The following is a 20,026-nucleotide window of genomic DNA, read 5'->3' on the forward strand; positions in this document are numbered from 1 at the left end:
GGACAATCACCCCCCTCCCCCTCCCCTTTATTGAGGGTCAGCTCGATCCCAGGATGCTGGCAATGATTTCGGCAGACCGGCCAACGGGTATGAAAAGGCGGGTCCGGTACTGGATGATTTCAGTGAAACATCCGAGTGATTTGAGCCAAGGCAGTCTGTCAGCCGGCGCGCCTACGAGTTCGATACGATGCTCGCCGGCGACGAGAGAGCGTTTGAAGCTCGCCTGAAACGGCTTGTCGATCCCGACAGGGCTGTTCCGACGGAGGGATTCGAGAATTGTGTCGGCCGTGGGAACGAATGTGCTTTCCATGCCGAACGTCTTGAGGAGATTGGCGACGTCGGAGTTATGGACAATTCGGCCGAGCCAGCTGCGCCCTGAACCGTCCACGATGCGGTTGACTGCGAGATAATCCTTCGGAAGCGCGGACCAGATCGGCAGGAGGAGGCCGGTGGCCATGTGGATGGTTTCGCTGTTCAGCTTGTCGGCGGACTCGTTGACCTCTTCCTGCCAGAGCTCAGCGAATTTTCGCTTGGAGCAGGGTTCCCAGGCCGTCTCGCGCAGCTCGTCGAGAAGGTGATATTCGCGGCGAAGTGGTCTCGATAGCCGAACCCGGGGAATGAGGTCACCCTCTTCGGTCATGTAGGACCTGGATTTTTCCGACAGGGCGACTTTGCCGCTCTTGTTGTTGAAGAGAAATTCGGCGTCCGAGGCCCATTCGGCGACTTCAAGGATGCGCTCGAGGCTGGTGGGCTTGGCCTTGGTCGTGAGTTTGATAGTCAGAAGATGTGATGTTGCTCCGGTGAGGCTGTCAGTGCGCAGGATCTGGTCGTCGGTTATCTCGGCGTGTTCGACCAGGATGGTTTCGACACCGGCGTCAAGAGAGCCTGCGTCTCGGGCGGCGGAAACGCGTGCTTCGACAAGGGCGAGGAATTCGTCGAAGATGTCGTTTTGCATTGCGATGGGTAATGCGAGTATCCGGTTCAGCCAGCGTTGGATGGGCGGGAGATCTTCTTCGAGAATGCCCCCTTCCCCGGTGATCCGAAGACCGGAACGCTTCTCGAAATCGTTGAGGGTTGTGCTCTTTAGCTTGCCTGCAGCCAGCAGGGTGAACCAAGTGACGAGCGCAGCCTTGGCATATTCGCTTTCAAGATTGTCGGCCGGATCGAATAGGTTCTGGCCTCCCGTCTGTCGTTGGCCGCGCGTCAGGGCGCCGAGGCTGTCGAGGCGCCGTGCGATCGTGCTGGTGAAGCGGAGCTCGCCCTTGCAGTCGGTCGTGACGGGGCGGAACAGCGGTGTAGCTGCCTGATGGGTGCGGTGTGTCCGGCCAAGACCCTGGATCGCACGATCGGCGCGCCATCCCGGCTCGAGGAGGAAGTGGACACGCTGCTCTTTGTTCTGTGCGTCGAGGCTGGCGTGGTAGGAACGGCCGGTGCCGCCGGCGTCGCTGAAGATGAGGATCTTCTTGCGCCCGTCCATGAAATTATCCGTTTCGGACTGGTTTGTTCGGGCGGAGCGCGTCTCGATCTTCTGGGTGCCGTCAGGCTGATTGATGAGGCGCTTCGTTCGGCCGGTAACCTCGGCGACCTTGTCGGTGCCGTAATGCTCGATGATCCCGTCGAGGGCAGGCTTGATCGGTGGTAGCGAACACAGATGTTCGATCAGGTTGGCGCGTTGTTGCAGCGCTTCGTGGTTGTGGACAGGCGCGCCCTGGGCGTCAAACATGGGCATCGAGCGTGTTTCGCCGGTGTCGTCGGTATAGAATTGCATCTGCTGTGTCGGAAACGCGCGTTCGAGGTACTCTATGACGTTCTCGCGCGGGGACAGGTCGATATCGAGGTTGGCGCGCTCTTCGGGCGTGAGCGTGTCGAGGCGGCGATCAAGGATGCTTTCCGCAGTGGACACGAGCTGGATGACGACCGACTGCTTGGCGTCGAGATGTGTGTTGATGGCACTGATGAGGCTCGGCAGCTTCATCGACAGGAGCACCTGGTTGAAGAAGCGTTGCTTCGAACTCTCGAAGCGTGATCGTGCAGCGGCGAGCGCGCCGCTATTGAGCGTCCCACCTTCGATGTCGTCGATCACACCTGTCGCACGAAGGGCTTCTTCAAGGTTGGAATGGATGATTGCCCATGCGTCGGCATAAGTGTCGTAGATGGCAATCTGTTCAGGCGTGAGCTCGTGCTTGAGGATCTCGTACTCGACGCCGCTGAAGCTGAGCGCACGCGACTGGTAAAGGCCAAGTGCCTTGAGGTCGCGGGAGACCAGTTCCATCGCTGCGATGCCACCGGCGCGGATCTGGCTGATGAAATCTTCTCGGTTGGAAAAGGCAGTTCCCGGACCCCAGAGGCCGAGGCGAACCGCATAGGCCAGATTGTTCACATCCGATGCGCCGGTTGCCGAGGCGTAAAGGACGCGGGCTGCAGGCAGGTGGTTCTGCAGGAGAACGCCCGCGATACCCTGAAGGGAACCGGCTTTCGTTCCCTTCATGCCTTCGCCGCCTGCCACGCCTCCCATCTCATGGCTTTCGTCGAAGGCGATGACGCCATCGTAATCGTCTCCTGCCCACTTGAGGAGCTGGCGAAGTCTCGTGGCGTCCTGGCGCTGGCTTCGCAGGGTCGGGAAGGTGACGAAGATGATGCCGTCGTCAAACGGGACGGGTTCATCGATCTTCCAGTTGGAGAGGGGCTGTATGTCGGCCGAAAGCCCGCCGAGCGCCTGCCAGTCGCGGCGAGCGTCTTCCAGCAAGCTCTCGTTCTTCGATACCCAGATGGCTTTCTTGCGACCGGCGAGCCAGTTGTCGAGGATACATCCGGCGATCTGCCTGCCCTTCCCTGCCCCCGTGCCGTCGCCGAGAAAATAGCCCTTGCGGTACTGGTTGCCTTCTTCGCAGAATTCGAGGCCGACACCCTCTTTCGCCGGGCGGAAAGTGCCGGGGAGGAACTGGTTCCAGGCGTTGCCCGCATAGATGACGGTTTCGAGTTGCGCTTCGGAGAGGCGCGCCTCGGCGATGATGCGCTCAAGCAGTTTCGGGGTGTATTTCGGGATGGGTGCGGGAATCGAGCCCATCGCAACAGATTCGACCAGAGGTGTCGGGTGAACACTGGCTCCAGCGATGTCGATCCTGCTCGGCCGATAGGGCAGATAAACGCCGGTCTGCTCTCCGAGAGGCCTTGGTGTTTCAAGTGCGGCGTAGGCGAGATCCTTGACGGTGTGGCGGGGCCGAGTGGTTTTGGGCTTCGCGCGCGTCTTGGGCGCTGTGCGCATGGCCTTGAAGAGAGAGCCTCCGGATTGTTTCGGCTTCAATTCTGGTTCGGGCTTGTTCGGCGCGGGCGCAGGACGTGCGGGGATCTGGATTGCGTCGGCAAGTTCGCTGACGGTGTCGCGAGCGATGACGGCCGGTTTGATCGAGCCAGGCACCTTGTCGATGACCAGGAGTCTGACGGCGACAGATGTGCCTTGCTTCGCATAACAGCTCGACAGGCGACAGGAGAGCGAGACGGTGCAGTTAGCGAGGGTCTCCTGATAAATCCGATCCATCGTGGCCGAGGTCGTGAACCAGTCGGGCATGATGGCGACGATGCGTGCCGTTGGCGCAGCACGAGCGATCGCGGAGCGCAGGTGTCGGATGGCGGCGTAGTGGTCTGCGCCCCGCCCTTCTGAACGGGAGAACGGCGGATTCATCAGGACGACAGTGGGGCGCCTCGCCGTTGCACCGACAGACGTGAGCATCGCACCGTCGAGATTTGTAACGGTGTTGTTCGGAAAGAGCAGCTTGAGCTTTGCGAGGCGCTTCGGATCGAGTTCGTTCAGCTGCAGGTCGATGTCATTGGGCAGCATCGATACAAGGGAGCCGTGGCCTGCGCTCGGTTCCAGAACGGTGTCTGTTGGCCTGACCTTGGCGAGGGCGACAACAAGCGCTGCAAGATCGATCGGTGTCGAGAACTGCTGATATCGGATTTGATCCTCGCTCCGGACGGTATGTGTCGGGAGCCGGGAAAGGAGTCGCTGGAGCTCGGGAAGGTCGCGCAGTGACCATTCACGGTCGGTGGAGCGAAGGTAGTGGGTGACAGCGCTTTCGAGGAAATCGAAGGCGTCGCGCTGCGACCAGGCTCCGTCTGCCGAGCCTGCACCATGAAGCTCGATCATGGCGGTGTGGAGCGATTTCTTGTTGAGGGTTTCACTCGCGATTTGCGCGGAGAGGTCAGCGATTGTTGCCGCGATACGCTCGTCGGCTGCGTGGAAGAGATCTGTCACAACTTGCTCCTGATGCTTGTGCATCAAGAACCCTCCCCCTCCCCTTTAACTGGTGCCGTTTTGGCCTGGTATCGTTGGAATCAAGCTTGAGCGCGCTCGTTGGCCTCAGCCCAGTCTTCGTAACCTTTCGGAGGGTGGCGACGGATGGTGAGGCCTTGGCGGGCGTGGGCAGCAATGGCATTTCGGGCCCCAAGGCGCCCTGCCTTGTTGTTGTCTTCGGCGATGATGAGAGTTTCGATTGTGTCTGGCAGCCTGACAAGAGGAAGTCGCTCCGCACCGAAGGACGACCAGCATGTGACCCCGTTGAGGTTCGTGTAAGCAGCTGCATCTTCCAGGCTTTCGGCAATTGCCAATGTGGTCCCGCTGAAAGGCGGGCACCATGCGCTTCCGGCAGGGTGGCCGAGCATGAATTTTCCGTTGTGACCGAGCCCATCGGGGCGAATGACGATGCGCTGGATCGCCTTAATTGCATGACCCTCCCTGAGCGCAACGAGGAGTGCTGGCAGGTATTTGGTGTCGGGCTTACGACCGAACGGGCAGCGGCGATGGAAGCGAATATCGCGAAGCGCGGAAGGAAGATTGCGCGAACGGAGGTAGACTTCGGCCAGTGTATTCGGGACCTCCCTGCCCTCCTCCCAGAGCCGCAAGGCGCTGGCGCGGAAGTTGTTCGCCTGAAAGTCCGGCATCGGTGTGTTCGTTTGCGGCGAACCGAGCCCGATTTCGCGCAGCACGTCGTCGTTGCTGCATCCGGCGAAGCAGTGGACGAGAATACTCTTGCGCCCCTGCCTGATTGATAGCGACGGTGTGCGGTCGGAATGTGCCGGGCACCGGCACATCGCGAAGTATCCGTGCCATCGTCCGCCGAGTGACGCCACAATGTCGACTGTTTCCTGCGTTGGTCTGAGCGCGGTGAGCGTCATTCGTAATTCCTCTTGTTCACCGTTGCCCCTCCCCCTTTCCTTCGCCGTTCTTGATACCTGAAGAATCTAACGGCGGTTTCTCAAAAATCTCAGGATTTCCACGACGCATATATATTGCATATGGTCTGCATATGCAAAGCCTATCGACTGCCTATAACATTGCCATGCCATGCAAATGCAAAGGCTATAGACAGCCTATGGCATAGGCTGCTAATGCCAAGGCGAAGCCTATAGTCTTGGCATTAAATTGGCGGAGAATATCAATGCCCGTAATTGCAGCGGCGAATTCGAAGGGTGGAGCGGGTAAATCGACGCTCATCATGGTTTTGGCCTGTGCGTTGGCTGAGCACGGCGCGTCAGTGACAGTGATCGACGCAGATCCCCAGAGGACGATCGGAGGGTGGTCCGACGCCGCGGACAAGCTCCCAGTGAAGGTGCGATACGATGTCGACGAGGACTCGATCCGAAAGGTGATCGAGGAGGAAGCACGAAAAGCACAGTTCGTTCTGGTTGATATCCAGGGGCGGGCCAGTCGGCTGATGAGCAGAGTGTTGATGGCGTGCGATCTCGCGCTGATCCCTCTGTCGCCAAGCGAGTGTGACGCAGATCCAGCTGCGCGGACCGTGGAGCTCATAATGGAGTGCGGAGCTGACAGTCGCAGGGAAATCCCTTTCCGCATCGTCTTCAACCGCACGAACCCGTCGATCGCGACAACATCTGAGCGTGAAATTATCGCAGACATCAGGGAAGCGGGCTTTCCGCTTCTCAAGGGTCACCTCCACGACAGGCAGGCGTATCGGCTGATGTATAGCCGAAAGTGCAGCTTGTTCGATCTCGATGAAACCAAGGTTTCGAATCTCGATAAAGCGAAGATCAACAGTCAGGAGCTTTTGGAGGAAATCTTGACGGTACTTAGGGAAGGTAAGACCGAGGTTGTTCCTGTGATCGGTGCCGAAGCGGAGTAGGACAGTGGGAAAATTTTCGGATATCAAGAAGACGATTGATGACGGGGCAGGGGAGGGCGCCACCCGCAAGATCGACGTCAGTGATTTTGCGCCCGTCAGCGGAAGCATTGGACGCGATCCCTCGCGAGACGATGAGATTGCCGATCGCATTGCCCGCAAGCACGGCTTGCCAGGTGAGCCTGTCAGCAGGGTGAAGTTGGTCCGCGGCAGCGTGGTCATGGATAAGGTTTTTGTCCAGGGCCCGATCACGACGATCAATCGGTTCAAGGAGCTGTGTAACGATAGGGGCGGGATTACCTATGCCGAGGCATTGAAGCTTCTGCTCGATCGCTACGATGAGACGAATTGATAAGGTCCATCCAGTGTCGGCTTGACGTTCGGGACCATCACTGGCACCTAAGGGCTTCGATAAGTCGTCCACGCATTCAAACTGGATGCGTTCGATGAAATACTTTCCGCTACTTGTGCTTGGGGCTCTTGCTTCAGCTGCTCATGCGCGCGAAGCGAAGCTCACAATCTTTGATGCTGGCTCTGACGCCGGGTTTCAATTGCTCGTGCCTGGCGCGCGGACTATCGAAACGGACGTTGTCGAAGATGGCGGTGATCGCGCTGAATCAAGCGATCAAGCCGATGCTGGAATCGGCTCGCCTGTGGGTCGATCAGATGCTCTGGCGCGGGATTTCGCGCAGCTGTTGCCGATCGAGCCCGTCGTTTACGAAACAGATGGGCTGCATGTTCCGGCCTGGCTGAGGCGAGGGGATAACCCGTTCCGCAGGTACTCGCTCAAGCGAACAGTGACATGGTCGAGTGGCAATTGCGCGACTTCGGGTTATCGACCTTTCCCGGGCATTTCTGCGGAAGCGCAGGCGCGTCGGCGTCTCTATTATCCGAAGATGGTTGCTGCAGCCTGTCAGGCCGGCGTGCCCGTGGATCTTCTCGATGCTCTTGTAGTTCAGGAAAGCAGGTATAATCCGCGGGCGAAAAGTCATGCGGGTGCGATCGGCATGGCGCAGCTGATGCCAGGGACTGCGCGCTATCTGGGCGTTTTCAACGCGTGGGACATAGATGAGAACCTTCGAGGCGGGGCCAGATACCTTCGAGAGCAGCTCGACGAGTTCGGCAGCTGGCATCTTGCGTTGAGCGCGTACAATGCTGGGCCGGGAGCAGTGAAAAAGCATGACGGGATCCCCCCGTACCGCGAGACGCGAAATTATGTTTCGACAATCCTTGGCAGCTTGAAGGCGTATTCGATACAGCCGGTTCGGGTGGCGAGCCTGTCGTCCTTCTGAGGGTTAGATATCCCAGAAGACGTAAAACCCGACGTCGGAGGCGTAGTAGAGAGCGACGGCGAGAATCACGGGCGCACCCTTCAAGTAGTTGATTTGCCATCGCAGCCAGATTTTCGGTACAAGCAGGACGAAGTCGAGCTTGCGGGATAGGGCTGGGCGCCAGGTCCGGGTATACCAGTCTGAACCTGTCACCACGACGGCGAGCACCGCGCAGATTAGCGCCATCGATCCGACGGCGATGTACATCGAGGTCCATGCGATGATCGCTGATTCCTTCATGTGACGACCATAAATCGAATATCCTTCCGTTATAGTTAATTCGGAATTGACGGTTTTGGTTTCACGGTTTTCTCGCGGCGGCCGAAAATTGTATGCCCGAGGTTGAGGTCGCCCTTGCGCGCCTTCTTCATCATTCCCTTGAGATAAGCCTCTGTCGAGACCGTGATTTCGCCGTCAGCAAAGTGCTGGCCGGCGACCAGGAGAGCGATCGTGGCGGCCTCCAGTCCGAGCTGGCCAATGATTGTTGCGGTAGTGCGTTGCGTCACCTGAAGCGAGGCGCCCAATAGATGCGTGTGGTCGAGGGTGGGGCGGGGCTCGAAGGAGAACATGCCGCTGGAGAATGGGAAAATCCTGGACGTCTCGTGCCATGCAAAGCCGGAGCGCTCGATGCCGAATGTGTCTGCCGCTTCGGCCTCGAGCCCTTTGCGCTGCGCTTCAGCCCTATGGTCGGTTTGATGGGTCGAACCACGATCCGTCCTACGCCCCTCTGCCAAGCCGGAACTACTATCCAAAGAGGATAGATTCCCGGTATTATGGTCGGGTGCCTCTGTGTCCACTAGACTGGACAATTGCTCACCCGACGGCTGCGCGATCGAGGTTTCTGAGGACAGGTTGCCCACAGCGCCTTCGACATCAGCGAGGAGTGAATCGGCGTCATCGCGGATCGCGGTGAGGGTTTCGGCCGCCGTGGCGTTCTCCTTTCGCTTGGCGAGGGCATTGAGGGCGTCAGCCAGCTCATCTGCCCAGGCGGCGCCCCTGAATGGCTTCAGCAGCCTGCGTGCGGCGCAGATCAGCGACCTGATTTCGGTTGGTAGCTGGGAGCGCTCTCGCGCGATCGAGCGTTCGCGTTCGACCAGGCTCTCCAGATCGTCGATTGCAAGGCAGAGTGGCAAGAGAGAGAAGCCTGATCCTGTAGCTGGTGCGTTGCCGCACGCGGGGCGGTATCGTCTGTGTCCGTTAGCCCTGGGGTTGAATGGGACGATCATGCCGTGCCGGCGAATTGTATCCAGCGCGCGGCCGGCTTTGTGCTCGATGCCGAGTACCTCGCGGATCTTCCGGTCGCTGGCGCCGATAATTGGTCCGGATTTCGCAGCCCAGTCGACGTCCGGAGCGCAGAAGAGTGCGAGCTGGTAGGTCTTTGTGAATATGCTTCTGGGGACGCTGGTCGTGACCAGTGTTCGAGATTGAAGGTAACTCAGGGCGCGGATCACGCGGCCGCGCATGGCTTGACCGCGCTGTTGGTTGCCGAGTGGCTGCAGCGTGCGCTGGATTTGAAGGATTCGCGCTTCGTATGTGGCCAGGGCAGCGTCGTTAGGGAGTTTGCTCCGTGGCAACTCGACGTCAGTCGGAATTTGAGGGCAGGGGAGCTTTCCGAGGATGTCGGAAAGCGACTTCGCGTCCTCATTCTGGCGCGGTTGGCCAGACTGGTTTTGATCGAAATTGGCAATACTCATTCGTTCACTCCCTCGCAATTCGAGGAGCGCTCCAGACAGCAGCCAACGCCGCGAAAATGACGCGTTTTTGGCTTGCAAGTTGTCAGGGTCTGGCTAGTATCGCCGGTGTGTTTGTTGCCGGTTCTTCGTTGGCCCGGCGAGTTAGTTACCCTTCATACGGCCCGGGCATTGCCCGGGTTTTTTTTGGTCTGGAAGCGTCTCCCTTCCTGGTTTCAGCCTGCCGACAGTGTCGGCGGTTTTCTTCTCACAATGCTGGCGCGCGGGTTCGCGCGCAAAAGCGCTTGCTCGAAGTTCGGTCTGTTGCTAGGGAGGGCTTAGACATTCGCCATCCTAGAAACAGGATTTGAAAAAAGGGCTCGGTTGGCGCCGAGCCCTTTTTTGTTGTCAGAGCAGCGAAAGCTGGCTGCGCGATTGCACGGTAGTCCTCTCTTCGTGGAGAGTTCCGGCGATCAGCGCGCTGAGAACAGCTTCGCGGCTCGGTATTTCGTCGGTCTTCATCTCATCCAGTCGGCGGATGAGATTCTCGTCGAGCCACACCTGGATTGGGGACTTGCCTTTCGCGCGCTTGTTATCCCTGCTACGAGATTGGCGTTCTTTCGCGATTACGGCCATGAGTGATCCCCGTCAGATGCGATGTCGAGTCGCTTCGATTCGTGACATGTCACGAAACTTAGCGGGGAGTGTGGTGGTTAGCAATTGAGAACCGTCGACTTATTCGCCAGCTAAGAGAGATATTAGCGTGAGGCGACGAGCGGGAACTCGTGGTCGTTTTCATGGACTTGCTGCATGGTAAGGGCAACTGTCCGGCGGTGCTGTGCGATTATTTGGCGAGATGTCTTTCTGGCCAGCGCTACGCAGAGCTCGTCGCGCAATGGTTCGAAGTCTCCGTCACAGGCAGCAATTGCAGCCTTCAGATTGAGGACTGTTTCCTTGGTGAATCGGGAGACGACCTTGCAGCTGTCGTCGTGATAGCCTTGCGGATCTGCGAAGCATGAAATCGCCAGATCTGCTCGTATGGGGTCAATCTCTAGATACTCGAGAATGCTGTGAAGCTCTGCAGCGCTGATGTCGCCTGCGAAGAGCCGGTTGGTGAAGTCCTGGCGGGTACATTTGCGGATGACGCCCTGTCGGAATAGTTCAGCCTTTGTAACGCCTTTGTCATTCATAACATGAACGATCAGCGACGCATAAGCGGCTTGCCGCTCTGAAGCTTTGATCTTGGCTGAGTTTTCCAATCCCGTCATAAAGCACCCCTGCCTGCATGTGCGTAGCCGCTTAGTGGCCTATGCGATCGCATAAGCCTTTGGCAAGATTCAGCGAGCGGGGCAAGGAAAATTTAAGTTTTAACGGAAACCAAGCAGGCGAAGCAGACTGCATCTCGAACGGAGCAAGGCGCCTTGTAAGCCTGGCACATTTTATCGCGGAAAGTGTCGAAGGCGTTCACCGCGTCTCCTGTCAGGCGGAGCCATACCTGTATGGTTCCCTCCATCGAGCCGATATCGCAATACCGCTCGATGTCGTTTGATCGAACAGGGAGGTCCTCGTCTACGACAGCCATAACAACATCGCGTAAGTTGGCGAACTTCCTAGTTGCCCGGCTGTGGTCTGCGATCGACCGAATCATGATTTCGAATGCTTTGTCGCTCACCAAAAGGCGGTGAACGGTATTTGGCTCGTTGGCCATTGCGCCCTCCGTTGACCGCCTTTTGCAGGATGTGGGGGACCTGAAGGCGTGCCTAATCGCAAAGGAGAAGCGTTCGGCACGCTCCTCGCTTGAAAAAAAACCTCTTAGTCCGAAAACGGGTTGTGTGGAGTCCCAAATCGGGAAGGCCGCGTCCGATTTTGGGATGTGCCGAAACCCGAAACGGGTCGTGCCGCACCCTGTTTTGGGATGCGGTGAAACCCGAATCGGGTCGAATCGATCGGCTGAGTGGGCAGGGGGGCCGATTTCAACCACAAGCTCCAACACAATCGTTGAGATTTGGTTCCCGACCGGACGAGTTTGATCTCGGCGCCTCGGCGTCTTGTTCAACTCAAGAGGGGGAATTCCCTATGAAAGCTCTGAAGATGAATCGCGACCTGGGCGGCAAGCTCGCCGTCGCCGGCGCGGTTGTGGCGTTCGGTTCGGTCGTCGGCGTGGAAGCGGCGATGGCCGGTGCGGATACCACGTTCAACACTGCCCTGACGCAGTTCACCAACTTCCTCGAAGGTTCGGGCGGCAAGATCATCACCGTCCTGTCGCTCGCCGGCGGTGTGGTGGGTCTTGCCTCGGGTCGTTTCTCGCTGAGCCAGGTCGCCATTCCGGTGGGCGTCGGCGTCGGCGCCGGCACCGGCGTTCCGATCGTCACGTCGACGGTTACCGCGACGATCTGACCTTCGGGTCGCAAGTACGTGGCCGCACCTGACGCCCCTGCTGGGTGCGGCCACCAACTTCGCGGAGCGATTGATGGACCAATTTTCGATCCCCAAGCACTTAGACGACCCCGAATTGATTGGGTTTTGGACGCTCGATGAATTTCTTGTGATGCTCATCCCCTTTGTCTGGGGAATTCTGACGCAACACATCGTCATCGGACTCGTCCTGAGCCTTGTTGCGTGGGCGACTTATCGAAAGGTGCGCGCGGGACGGTCGATGTACTGGATTCTCCACTTTGCCTATTGGCATCTGCCCGGAGAATTCTTCGGTCTCAAGGTCGCTCCGCCTTCTTCTTTCAGGGTGATGGCGGGCTGATATGGATATCTCGATTGCACATGAAACGTCCCAGCGGACGCTGAAGCAGCGCAATCTGCTGGCGTTGGCGTGCCTGGTGCTGGGTGTCCTCCTTGTCGTCATGTTTGTGGCGGCGAATACGCGGGATCGTGAAGTGATCCTGCAGCCGGTAATCCCGCAGGAAATGCGAATTTCGAATGGCGAGGTATCTCCCGAATATCTCGAGGCTGTGACGCGTGATGCAGCGCAACTTGCGCTGAACCGCTCGCCCGAGACGCTCGGCTACTGGGTAGATTCGCTGGTGAAGATCACTGCGCCGGAAGACCAGGGTAAGCTCAAATCCGAGCTGATGGGGATCGTGGCCAACCAGGAAGGCTCACAGGTTACGCAGTTCGTCACGATCGACTGGATCAGGGTCGATCCGGAAAACCTCACCAGCAAGGTTGGCGGTGTTCTGCACACGGTCGTCGGGTCGCGCGATGTGCGTCAGGAACACAAAATTTTTCAGTTCAATTGGAAATACACCGGGCTGTCGCTCAAGCTGAAAGGGTTTGGCGTCGTCGTCCGGAGTGAGGAGGACGAGGGCTGATGTTCGGCTTGGAGGATCTGGGCACCGCCCAATACGTCGTGTTCGCAATTCTGGCGGTTGGCGTGGCTCTGTCGCTGGCAGCTTTGCTGTGGGTGCGGATGACAGGCTTTAGCCTCGTCGGACTTGCGATGCTCCTTGTGTCGGCGCCAGCCCACGCAGATGAGTCCATCCTTGCGGTGGATAATGGAGAAGTGCGCTGCACGGCGTCGCAACGGGATCTGACAAGGATCTCCTTGAAGGACGATCAGTTTGTCGCCGTATCGAAGGTTGAGACGGGCAATCCACTCGAGGAATTCTCGCTCGTCCATGAGCCGACGCGCGGCGATATCTATATTTCCGTCCCCGAAGGTTATCTGCGGCCGAATGTGTCGTTCTTCGGAACGACACAAAAGGGCTTTGTCTATAAGTTTACCTGTCGTGTCGAAGGCGACGAGGCCCGTCAGGTGTTCGTGGCGAACGCCGATGTTGAGCATCCGCAAAGCCCTGCGACACAGTTTCCGTCTCAAGCATCGGTGAACGAGCGCGCGGTTGGCCTGGTCAAGGCCATGTTCGAGCAGCGGCGTGTTGAGGGCTTTGAAATTTCGGATGTTGCACGCGCGCCCGTCAATGTCGGGGCGATGAAGGTGCAGCTCATCACACAGTATCAGAGCCCGACAATGGCTGGTCGCGTTCTCCGGATCGAGAACACGGGGAGTGAAGCCATCACGCTGACCGAGGAACTGGTCGCCCAAGGGGCGATCGCTGTCAGCATTTCCAATCGCAATCTGCAGCCGGGTGAAGCCACGGCCGCCTACGTCGTGGTTCCTGGTCGGGAGATCTGAAATGGATATTTTGAAGCGTAAGCAAAAGGATCTCGATACCGACGTCGGCGACGAACACGATTTCGTCGATGAAGACGGCGGCATTGCCGAGAACACAGCGACGCAAAAGAAGCAGCGGATGTTGCTCATGGGCGGAGCTGGCCTGATCGCGATCTTGTCAGTCTGGTACGTCATGGACGGGACCGAGGAAGCGATCGAGGAAGCGACTGGTTCTGAAACCGAAATGACGGTTTCGACGGATGCGCTGATGAATCGTCAGGTCGCCGATCAGAATTGGATGAGCGTCTACGAGCATCAGATGAACGACCAGGATCGCCGCCTGCAGGGCGTCGAGCAGGGCGCTGGCCGGATGGCCGAGTTGGAAGCCGAGATTCAGGCGTTGCGTGGCGAGAACGCTGCGATGGTGTCAGATGGCACTCGCGTTCTCGATGCGTATGAGCGTGAGAACGCTCAGTTGAAGCAGCAGCTTGAGCGGGCAAGCACCGCACGTCCGAGCGCTCCGGGACCTGCAGCTGCGGCGGCCGCTCTGGGTGTTCCGCAAGCAGGAACATCCGGTGTTGTTGCGGCGCCGATCTCGCGGAGCAAGGAAGTGAAGCTCGTATCCTTCGGGGCTGCGAGCGGTACGGCGGCGCGGATCGATCCGGCGAATGGCGCAACGACGTATACCGACAGCCCGAATTATCTTCCTCCGAACTCGATTGCGAAGGCGACGGTGGTGGTCGGGGTCGATGCTACCACGAACACGCGTAGCCAGAGTGATCCGCTGCCGGTGTTGTTGCGTGTGACCGGGCCTGCCCGGAGCGTCTTCAGTGACGGGAAATTGCTCGCAACGCGTGTTCAGGGCTGCATGGTGAACGGAGCAGCTTACGGCGATCTCTCCTCCGAGAAGGTCTATGTGAAGCTGCAGCGCATGACCTGTCCGCAACCTGGCGGCCGATATGCGGTTTCCGAAGTGAAAGGCTTCCTCGCCTACGGCGGCAAGGTGGGCATTCGCGGTCGCGTGGTGAGCCGTGAAGGCGGGCTTACGACACAGGCGTTCCTCGCTGGATTGCTTGGCGGCGCTGGTTCGGCGTTCGAGAATTCCACGAGGCTGCCGACGATTTCGGATGGCGATGTCGAACTGCCGTCGGCGTCGACTGTCGGGATCATGGGCCTTGGCGGCGGCGCGAAGGAGGCGGGGACGACCCTGTCCGATTATCTGATCGAACGCGCCGAACAATATCAGCCGGTCGTTGAAATGCCGACGGGCGCAAACGTCGAGGTTGTCTTCCTCGACGGCACTTTCATTCGCAATTGAGGGGCGGTCTGATGAAGAACTCCGACAGGTTTTCGTGGGTAAAGAAGCCGGTGCCTCGCGGGCTCCTGGTTGGTGCGGCGGTGGGTGTACCGTCGCTATTTTTCGGGATTGCTGCTCTGGCTCAGTCCAGTCCGGACATGATGAACGTCCTCGCCAAGCGGCTTCCGAAAACCGAGGTCACTGCTGTCGATTGCGAGAAGATCGACGGGCTTTGTGAAGTCCAGGCTGGATCGAACCTTTTCTATACGGATCACGACGGCAGGTATCTCGTGATCGGTCGCGTTTACGACATGGAGACAAAGCAGGATCTGACAGCGGCGCGTCTGCTGGAGATCAACCCGGACATGCTTGTGGGCTCGTCGGCGTCGAATGGCGCGCGCGCCGGGGCTGGCGAAGCGCGCGTTCGGGCTTCCGCGGAGACTGATACGGCCCGCAAGATCGATGTGGCGGAGCTGACCGGTCTCCCGAAAGACGGTGCGATTGAATGGGGTCGCGGGAGCGCGTCCGTTACTGTCTTCAGCGATTTCCGGTGCGGGTATTGCAAGCAGCTCCACCAGACCCTCGAAACGATGAACGTAAAGGTCATCGAGCGTCCGATTTCGATCTTGGGCACTCGGGCAATTTCCGACGCTGTTGTTTGCTCTTCAGATCGCCGGCGCGCGGTGCGCCAGGCCTATGAAGGCGGGGCGATCACAAGCGGTGGAAGTTGCGATACGAGCGGGCTCGATGTGAACGAAGCCTTTGCGCGCAAGCACGGCTTCACCGGAACGCCGGTAATGGTTCGCTCCGATGGCGAGGTCATCCAGGGATACCGCCCGCGCGAATTTCTTGAGGCATGGTTGAAGGGAGGCAAGTCATGACGCGGTCTGTTCCAATCGGTAAGGCTCAAGTGGCGGCAGCGTTGGCGGTGCTGGCGGCTACGAGTGGCTGCACGACGTTCGGGACGAATGTTAACGGCAGTTTCCGATGCGAGGCTCCGGATGGAGTTTGCGCGCCGTCGACTGTGATCGACGATGAGGCGCTTGCCCGGATCGATTATACGTCGACGGATCTTCTGTCTCCCGCCGGGCCCTATCAGATCGATGAGGGCTTGCCCGCGTCGGGAGTGATTGTCGCCGATGCCGCGCCGGTAAGTAGAACCCCTCCGAGTTATACGCTGGATGTGGTGTTTCCCGGCTACGTCGATGTTTCGGGCCAGCAACACGCGCGCTCGTCTGTTCAGACCGAGGTTTTCCTTCCCGGTCGTGGTGACGCAGTCGATGCGGTTCTTGCTCGCGCCGATCGCGGTGGTCCGGCCGGGTTGCTGGCTGCTGCAGAAAGTGCGCCAAGTTTCCTGGCCATTGCCCCCGTGCGGGAGCCCGCTCAATCGCCGGTGGCGGTAGCGCAGGCAGAGGTGCGCCCCGATCCGGTCGAGCGGATCAAGTCTGAGGTGCAGACGACGCTGGCAAGCTCTCGGGCTCGCAAGCAGGCTGCATCGTTTCCCGGCATTGTGGAGTAACGGAGATGTGGAAGGGCATCAGTGATTTCGTCGACGCCTTGGTGGGCGACGCGCGCAAGCCTGAGAAGGGCGCTCGCGCGGCTGCTGTACCGATGCTCTCGAATTTCCTCAGTTACCGTTCGTTCGATGAAGACAAGCAGATTTTCTATCAGACGCGGTCCAAAGGTTTCATCCTTGAGTTGGCGCCGCTGGTTGGCGCTAACGAACGCGTGTCGGAAGTCATCGGTTCGATTTTCAGTGACATCCTCCATCCGGGGGCGAAGTTTGCGGTAACAACCTACAGCTCGCCGCGGGTCGCTGACAAACTGCAGGATTGGGCGTTGCCGCGCTTTCAGGCGGGTGGTGTGTTCCAGACCCTCGCGCGTCATCGTGTGGACAAGCTGCGAAATGGTGCGTGGTCGTCACTAGCGTCGGACGGTCCGTTTTTTGTGCGCAACTATCGCTGCATTCTCAGCGTCGGTGCGACTGACGGTAGCGGGCTGAAGGTTGGTGATCTCATCACGATGCGGGATGGGATCGTCGCGGCTCTCGAATCGATCAACGTGCCCGCGCGCGTATTTACCCCTGTCGAGCTGATCCGACTTTTCGACGAAGTCTTGTCACCTTCGACCGGGGCGGGCGATGACGTCCCCGGGTACAATCGGTTTGACCCGATCAACGAGCAATGTGTTCGCCGGGACTTGGTCACTCATATCGAGAAGGATCGGTTGCTTCTGCACGCCCAGTCTCTGCGGCCGAGCGGTGAAACGGTCGAAGGCGTACCGGAGATGAAGGATTTCGTTCCGGAGAGGTTCGACGTTCGGACGATGTCGGTTCGCAATTTCCCTGATCGCTGGGCTCCGTGGGACACCCAGAAGGTGATTGGCGACGTGTTCAACGCGAAGCTCAACCTTCCGTGCCCTGTGCTGCAGACGATTTCCGGCATCATCCCGAGGGTCGAGGATTCCGAATCGAAGTCTGGTTTCAAGTTCGCGCGTTCGCGGTCGCTGGCTGACGGGCAGGGCGTGAAGCTCGTTCCGAAACTGCGCGACCAGGCCGCCGAGTGGGAGTTTGTGCAGGCGCAGGTTAAGGCCGGCGAGAAACTCATCAGCGCATATTACAGCGTGTCGATGCTGGCTCCGCGGGGGCGAGGTGAGGCCTGCGAACGGACGATCAAGTCGATCTACAAGGCATCCGGGTGGGACCTGATCGATGAAACGCACATCCAGATGATGGCGTTCATGAATCACTTTCCCCTGCAGCTCGCTGATGGGCTCGATGCAGATTATAAGCGTATGAAGCGCCTCAAGCTGATGCGCTCGGCAAACGTCGCGGCGATTGCCCCCGTGCAGGGGGAATTCATCGGCGGACACATCCCGCACCTGATGTTCATTGGACGCAGGGGGCAGCCGCAGTTCTGGTCTCCTTTCGAGAACAGTGCGGGGAACCACAACGTCGCGATCGCCGGTAAGTCTGGGTCGGGCAAGTCGGTTTTGCTTCAGGACCTCTGCGCGAGCTTCGCCGGGGTCGGCGCCAAGACGATCGTTATCGATGATGGTCGGTCGTTCGAGCATATGGCCAAGGCGCTGGGAGGCACGTTCACCGAGTTCAAGCTGTCGTCGGGCATTTCGATCAATCCGTTTCGGATGATCGACGAGGAGCTCGCCGCGAGCGAGGAAGGTCAGGATTACCTGGTTGATTGCCTCGCGATGCTGAAGGCGATTGTTTCGCAGATGGCTCGGCACGAAAACCGGCTCAACGATACTGAGCGGGGGCTGATCGACCGGGCGGTCAACAGTGTTTGGGAAGAACACGGGGCCAACGGAACAGTCGATGCCGTGATCGATGAGCTTAAGAAGGAGGAGCATCCTTACGCTTACGATCTTGCGACAGCACTTCTGCCGTTTGCGTCATCGGGCACGTTTGGCCGGTTTTTCATCGGCGACGCGAATCTTGATCTGTCCAAGGATCTGACCGTTTTCGAATTGTCGGATCTTGCGACCAGGGAAGAGCTTCGCGGTGTTGTCCTGACATCGATCATGTTCGTCGCGTCACAGACGATGCGCCGCATGGATCGCTCGATCCCGAAAGCATTGCTGATCGACGAGGCGTGGCAGATGCTCAAGGGCGGCTCAATGGCCGACTTTGTCGAGACCTACTCGAGAACGTGCCGAAAGTATGGGGCTTCGCTCATCACTGCGACGCAGTCGATCAACGACTATTACAAGTCGGATGGGTCGCGTGCTGCGCTGGAGAACTCCGACTGGTTTTTGATCCTTCAGCAGAAGGCGGAAACGATTTCGGATTTCAGGAAGAGCGACCGTTTCGAGATGGATAATTTCACCGACGCGTTGCTCCGCTCGTTGAAGCGCAACGGGACGGATTATTCCGACATCTTCATTCGCGGGCCGGACACGCAGGCTGTGAGCAGGCTTGTTCTCGATCCGTATTCGGCAACGCTCTATTCCTCGAGCCCGAAGGTCTTCGCTGATATCGAAGACTATGTGCATCGCGGTTACAGGATGGCCGATGCAATCGAAGCCGTTGCGTTCCCCGAAAACGATAACATGCTCGAGGCTGCAGAATGAGCGCTGCAACCCTCAACAGCCGTGCTTCGCATTTCGTACGGTATTCGCAATTTGGCGCAGCTGCTGCTTTGCGTCTGATTGGCTGGCTTTGTGTGACGCTTCTGGCATCCCTTGGGGTGATCGCATTGATGGCGTTCGCCATCGGCAATTTCACTGTCGATGGCACGATGTTGCAGCTCGATAATCTCGCTTCGAGGTACGTCGATGCAGACGTCGGCCGCCAGGCCCAGTTTCAACATTACCTGCTGATCGTGTGGGCGATTGCGCTGACGGCGATCGGCTTTTTTCGGCGCGGAAGCCTCGCGCAGGCGGTTCGGGATTCGGAGAAGAACGATGGATGATCTCTTTGAGGGTGGGCGGGAGCGTCCGGCTCGTGCGGCGGCAGTTAAGAAAGTGCCGGAGAAGAGGTTCATGGGCTTCAGGCCTCGGGAGCTGGTCCTCGGGGTGGTTGCGGTTGCTGCTCTCGGGTGGGGCGCGTGGGTGACAAAATCGCTCGTTGCAGAGCCGCGCGAGCAGGAGTTCGTGCAGCTGCAGCTGCAGGGGATCATCAGCGAATATCTCCAAGCCCAGGCTCGGTCTGAAACTGACCAGAATATGGCCGCGCAGCAGACGGCGATCTTCATGGGAAAGCTCGATGAGACTGTGGCTGCGCTGTCGAAGCAGGGGAAGATCGTTCTCGTCCATGAAGCGGTGATCGGCGGCGATATCCCCGACGTCACGGATCAGGTTCGCAAGGTGGTGTACGCCCAGGTGGCGATGCCGAAGATGGGCGCTGCGCCCGGCGTCCAGGGGGAAATGGAAGCCTACCTTGCTGCTAATGGAGGGGGCAATGTTCCAGCGCGCTGAGAAACGTCGGCTTAGTGCGCGGAGCAAAGTCCTCGCGATCGCTGCCCTTGGGATTGTGGTGACAGGTTATCTGTCGCTCAAGGAGTGGAGCGAGACGCACGCGTTCATGATTAATGCGACAGAATCGCTGCCCAATTGGGGGTTTTTCGTCGAGAGCGGAAAGTTCCCGAAGAGGGGTGAATATGTCGTGTTCGACCCCGGCCACGACCCGCTTACTGAAAAGTATTTCGGGAAGAATCCGTCTGCCTTTGCGAAGGTTGCATACGGCGTTCCGGGCGATGTGGTTACCCGTGAGGGACGAGATGTTCTCGTGAATGGCGAGATCGTGGCGCGCACGAAGCCGCTGACCCGCAAAGGCGATCCGCTTGCGCTGGGGCCGACTGGGGTCGTCCCTGACGGATGCGTTTTTGCTGCAACGGAACACAAGGACGGGTTTGACAGCCGCTATGCGGCGATCGGCTTTGTTTGCCGTGACCGTCTCGTGGGAGTGGGGAGTCCGGTACTGTGAGAAGCATCCTGATCGCGTGCGCTGCTGG

Annotated in this window: 20 protein-coding genes; 14 read left to right on the forward strand and 6 right to left on the reverse strand. The window is 58.9% G+C overall.

Annotation, left to right across the window (positions count from 1 at the left end; translation table 11 throughout):
* Positions 1-37 precede the first annotated feature (37 nt).
* On the reverse strand, positions 38-4,255 hold the full coding sequence (locus A9D13_RS02005) for a strawberry notch-like NTP hydrolase domain-containing protein (protein WP_066769662.1): 4,218 nt from the start codon (positions 4,253-4,255) through the stop codon (positions 38-40).
* Between the two features lie 80 nt (positions 4,256-4,335).
* Positions 4,336-5,175, reverse strand: a complete 840-nt coding sequence (locus A9D13_RS02010) for a DUF7146 domain-containing protein (RefSeq protein ID WP_066769473.1) — start codon at positions 5,173-5,175, stop codon at positions 4,336-4,338.
* A 263-nt stretch (positions 5,176-5,438) separates the two neighbouring features.
* Here A9D13_RS02010 and A9D13_RS02015 point away from each other — a divergent pair, with 263 nt between their 5' ends.
* The 3 genes from A9D13_RS02015 to A9D13_RS20920 all read left to right on the forward strand — a co-directional run bounded on the left by A9D13_RS02015 (position 5,439) and on the right by A9D13_RS20920 (position 7,429).
* Complete coding sequence (locus tag A9D13_RS02015; protein WP_066769476.1) at positions 5,439-6,140, forward strand: ParA family protein; 702 nt, start codon at positions 5,439-5,441, stop codon at positions 6,138-6,140.
* A 4-nt stretch (positions 6,141-6,144) separates the two neighbouring features.
* Positions 6,145-6,489: a hypothetical protein gene (locus A9D13_RS02020; protein WP_066769478.1), complete on the forward strand. Its 345-nt coding sequence runs from the start codon at positions 6,145-6,147 to the stop codon at positions 6,487-6,489.
* Positions 6,490-6,583: 94 nt separating this feature from the next.
* Entirely contained in the window at positions 6,584-7,429 is an 846-nt protein-coding gene (locus A9D13_RS20920) for a lytic transglycosylase domain-containing protein (protein ID WP_229665568.1), read from the forward strand.
* A gap of 3 nt (positions 7,430-7,432) precedes the next feature.
* Here A9D13_RS20920 and A9D13_RS02035 read toward each other — a convergent pair whose 3' ends face one another.
* The 4 genes from A9D13_RS02035 to A9D13_RS02050 all read right to left on the reverse strand — a co-directional run bounded on the left by A9D13_RS02035 (position 7,433) and on the right by A9D13_RS02050 (position 10,406).
* Positions 7,433-7,708, reverse strand: a complete 276-nt coding sequence (locus A9D13_RS02035; protein WP_066769492.1) for a hypothetical protein — start codon at positions 7,706-7,708, stop codon at positions 7,433-7,435.
* A 35-nt stretch (positions 7,709-7,743) separates the two neighbouring features.
* Positions 7,744-9,162: a helix-turn-helix domain-containing protein gene (locus A9D13_RS02040; RefSeq protein ID WP_066769494.1), complete on the reverse strand. Its 1,419-nt coding sequence runs from the start codon at positions 9,160-9,162 to the stop codon at positions 7,744-7,746.
* A gap of 384 nt (positions 9,163-9,546) precedes the next feature.
* Positions 9,547-9,774 (reverse strand): hypothetical protein, encoded by a 228-nt coding sequence (locus A9D13_RS02045; protein ID WP_066769495.1) that lies wholly within the window; start codon positions 9,772-9,774, stop codon positions 9,547-9,549.
* A 122-nt stretch (positions 9,775-9,896) separates the two neighbouring features.
* A complete protein-coding gene (locus tag A9D13_RS02050; protein ID WP_066769498.1) occupies positions 9,897-10,406 on the reverse strand; it encodes a hypothetical protein in 510 nt (169 codons plus the stop codon).
* Positions 10,407-11,214: 808 nt separating this feature from the next.
* On the opposite strand from A9D13_RS02050, the gene A9D13_RS02060 reads away from it, so the two are divergent.
* The 11 genes from A9D13_RS02060 to A9D13_RS02110 all read left to right on the forward strand — a co-directional run bounded on the left by A9D13_RS02060 (position 11,215) and on the right by A9D13_RS02110 (position 19,998).
* Positions 11,215-11,535: a hypothetical protein gene (locus tag A9D13_RS02060; protein WP_156521871.1), complete on the forward strand. Its 321-nt coding sequence runs from the start codon at positions 11,215-11,217 to the stop codon at positions 11,533-11,535.
* Positions 11,536-11,608: 73 nt separating this feature from the next.
* Entirely contained in the window at positions 11,609-11,893 is a 285-nt protein-coding gene (gene traL / locus A9D13_RS02065) for a type IV conjugative transfer system protein TraL (RefSeq protein WP_066769507.1), read from the forward strand.
* A 1-nt stretch (position 11,894) separates the two neighbouring features.
* Positions 11,895-12,461, forward strand: coding sequence for a type IV conjugative transfer system protein TraE (locus tag A9D13_RS02070; protein ID WP_066769514.1), 567 nt, complete (start codon positions 11,895-11,897; stop codon positions 12,459-12,461).
* Positions 12,461-13,282: a type-F conjugative transfer system secretin TraK gene (locus A9D13_RS02075; protein WP_066769517.1), complete on the forward strand. Its 822-nt coding sequence runs from the start codon at positions 12,461-12,463 to the stop codon at positions 13,280-13,282. The genes A9D13_RS02070 and A9D13_RS02075 overlap by 1 nt, the downstream gene beginning before the upstream one ends.
* A 1-nt stretch (position 13,283) precedes the next feature.
* The gene (locus A9D13_RS02080; protein ID WP_066769519.1) at positions 13,284-14,579 is read left to right on the forward strand and encodes a TrbI/VirB10 family protein; all 1,296 of its coding nucleotides are present in this window, start codon (positions 13,284-13,286) and stop codon (positions 14,577-14,579) included.
* An 11-nt stretch (positions 14,580-14,590) separates the two neighbouring features.
* Positions 14,591-15,439 (forward strand): DsbC family protein, encoded by an 849-nt coding sequence (locus tag A9D13_RS02085; protein ID WP_172808075.1) that lies wholly within the window; start codon positions 14,591-14,593, stop codon positions 15,437-15,439.
* Positions 15,436-16,077 (forward strand): hypothetical protein, encoded by a 642-nt coding sequence (locus A9D13_RS02090; RefSeq protein WP_156521872.1) that lies wholly within the window; start codon positions 15,436-15,438, stop codon positions 16,075-16,077. The genes A9D13_RS02085 and A9D13_RS02090 overlap by 4 nt, the downstream gene beginning before the upstream one ends.
* Positions 16,078-16,082: 5 nt before the next feature.
* Complete coding sequence (gene traC / locus A9D13_RS02095; protein WP_066769528.1) at positions 16,083-18,644, forward strand: type IV secretion system protein TraC; 2,562 nt, start codon at positions 16,083-16,085, stop codon at positions 18,642-18,644.
* Positions 18,641-18,985: a hypothetical protein gene (locus tag A9D13_RS02100; protein WP_066769530.1), complete on the forward strand. Its 345-nt coding sequence runs from the start codon at positions 18,641-18,643 to the stop codon at positions 18,983-18,985. Before traC ends, A9D13_RS02100 begins: the two co-directional genes overlap by 4 nt.
* Positions 18,978-19,490 carry a TrbI F-type domain-containing protein gene (locus A9D13_RS02105; protein ID WP_066769531.1) on the forward strand — a complete coding sequence of 171 codons (513 nt, stop codon included), beginning with the start codon at positions 18,978-18,980 and terminating at the stop codon, positions 19,488-19,490. The genes A9D13_RS02100 and A9D13_RS02105 overlap by 8 nt, the downstream gene beginning before the upstream one ends.
* The gene (locus A9D13_RS02110) at positions 19,474-19,998 is read left to right on the forward strand and encodes a S26 family signal peptidase (RefSeq protein ID WP_066769534.1); all 525 of its coding nucleotides are present in this window, start codon (positions 19,474-19,476) and stop codon (positions 19,996-19,998) included. The genes A9D13_RS02105 and A9D13_RS02110 overlap by 17 nt, the downstream gene beginning before the upstream one ends.
* Positions 19,999-20,026 lie beyond the last annotated feature (28 nt).

Source organism: Croceicoccus mobilis (genome assembly GCF_001661965.1).
GTDB classification, from domain to species: domain Bacteria; phylum Pseudomonadota; class Alphaproteobacteria; order Sphingomonadales; family Sphingomonadaceae; genus Croceicoccus; species Croceicoccus mobilis.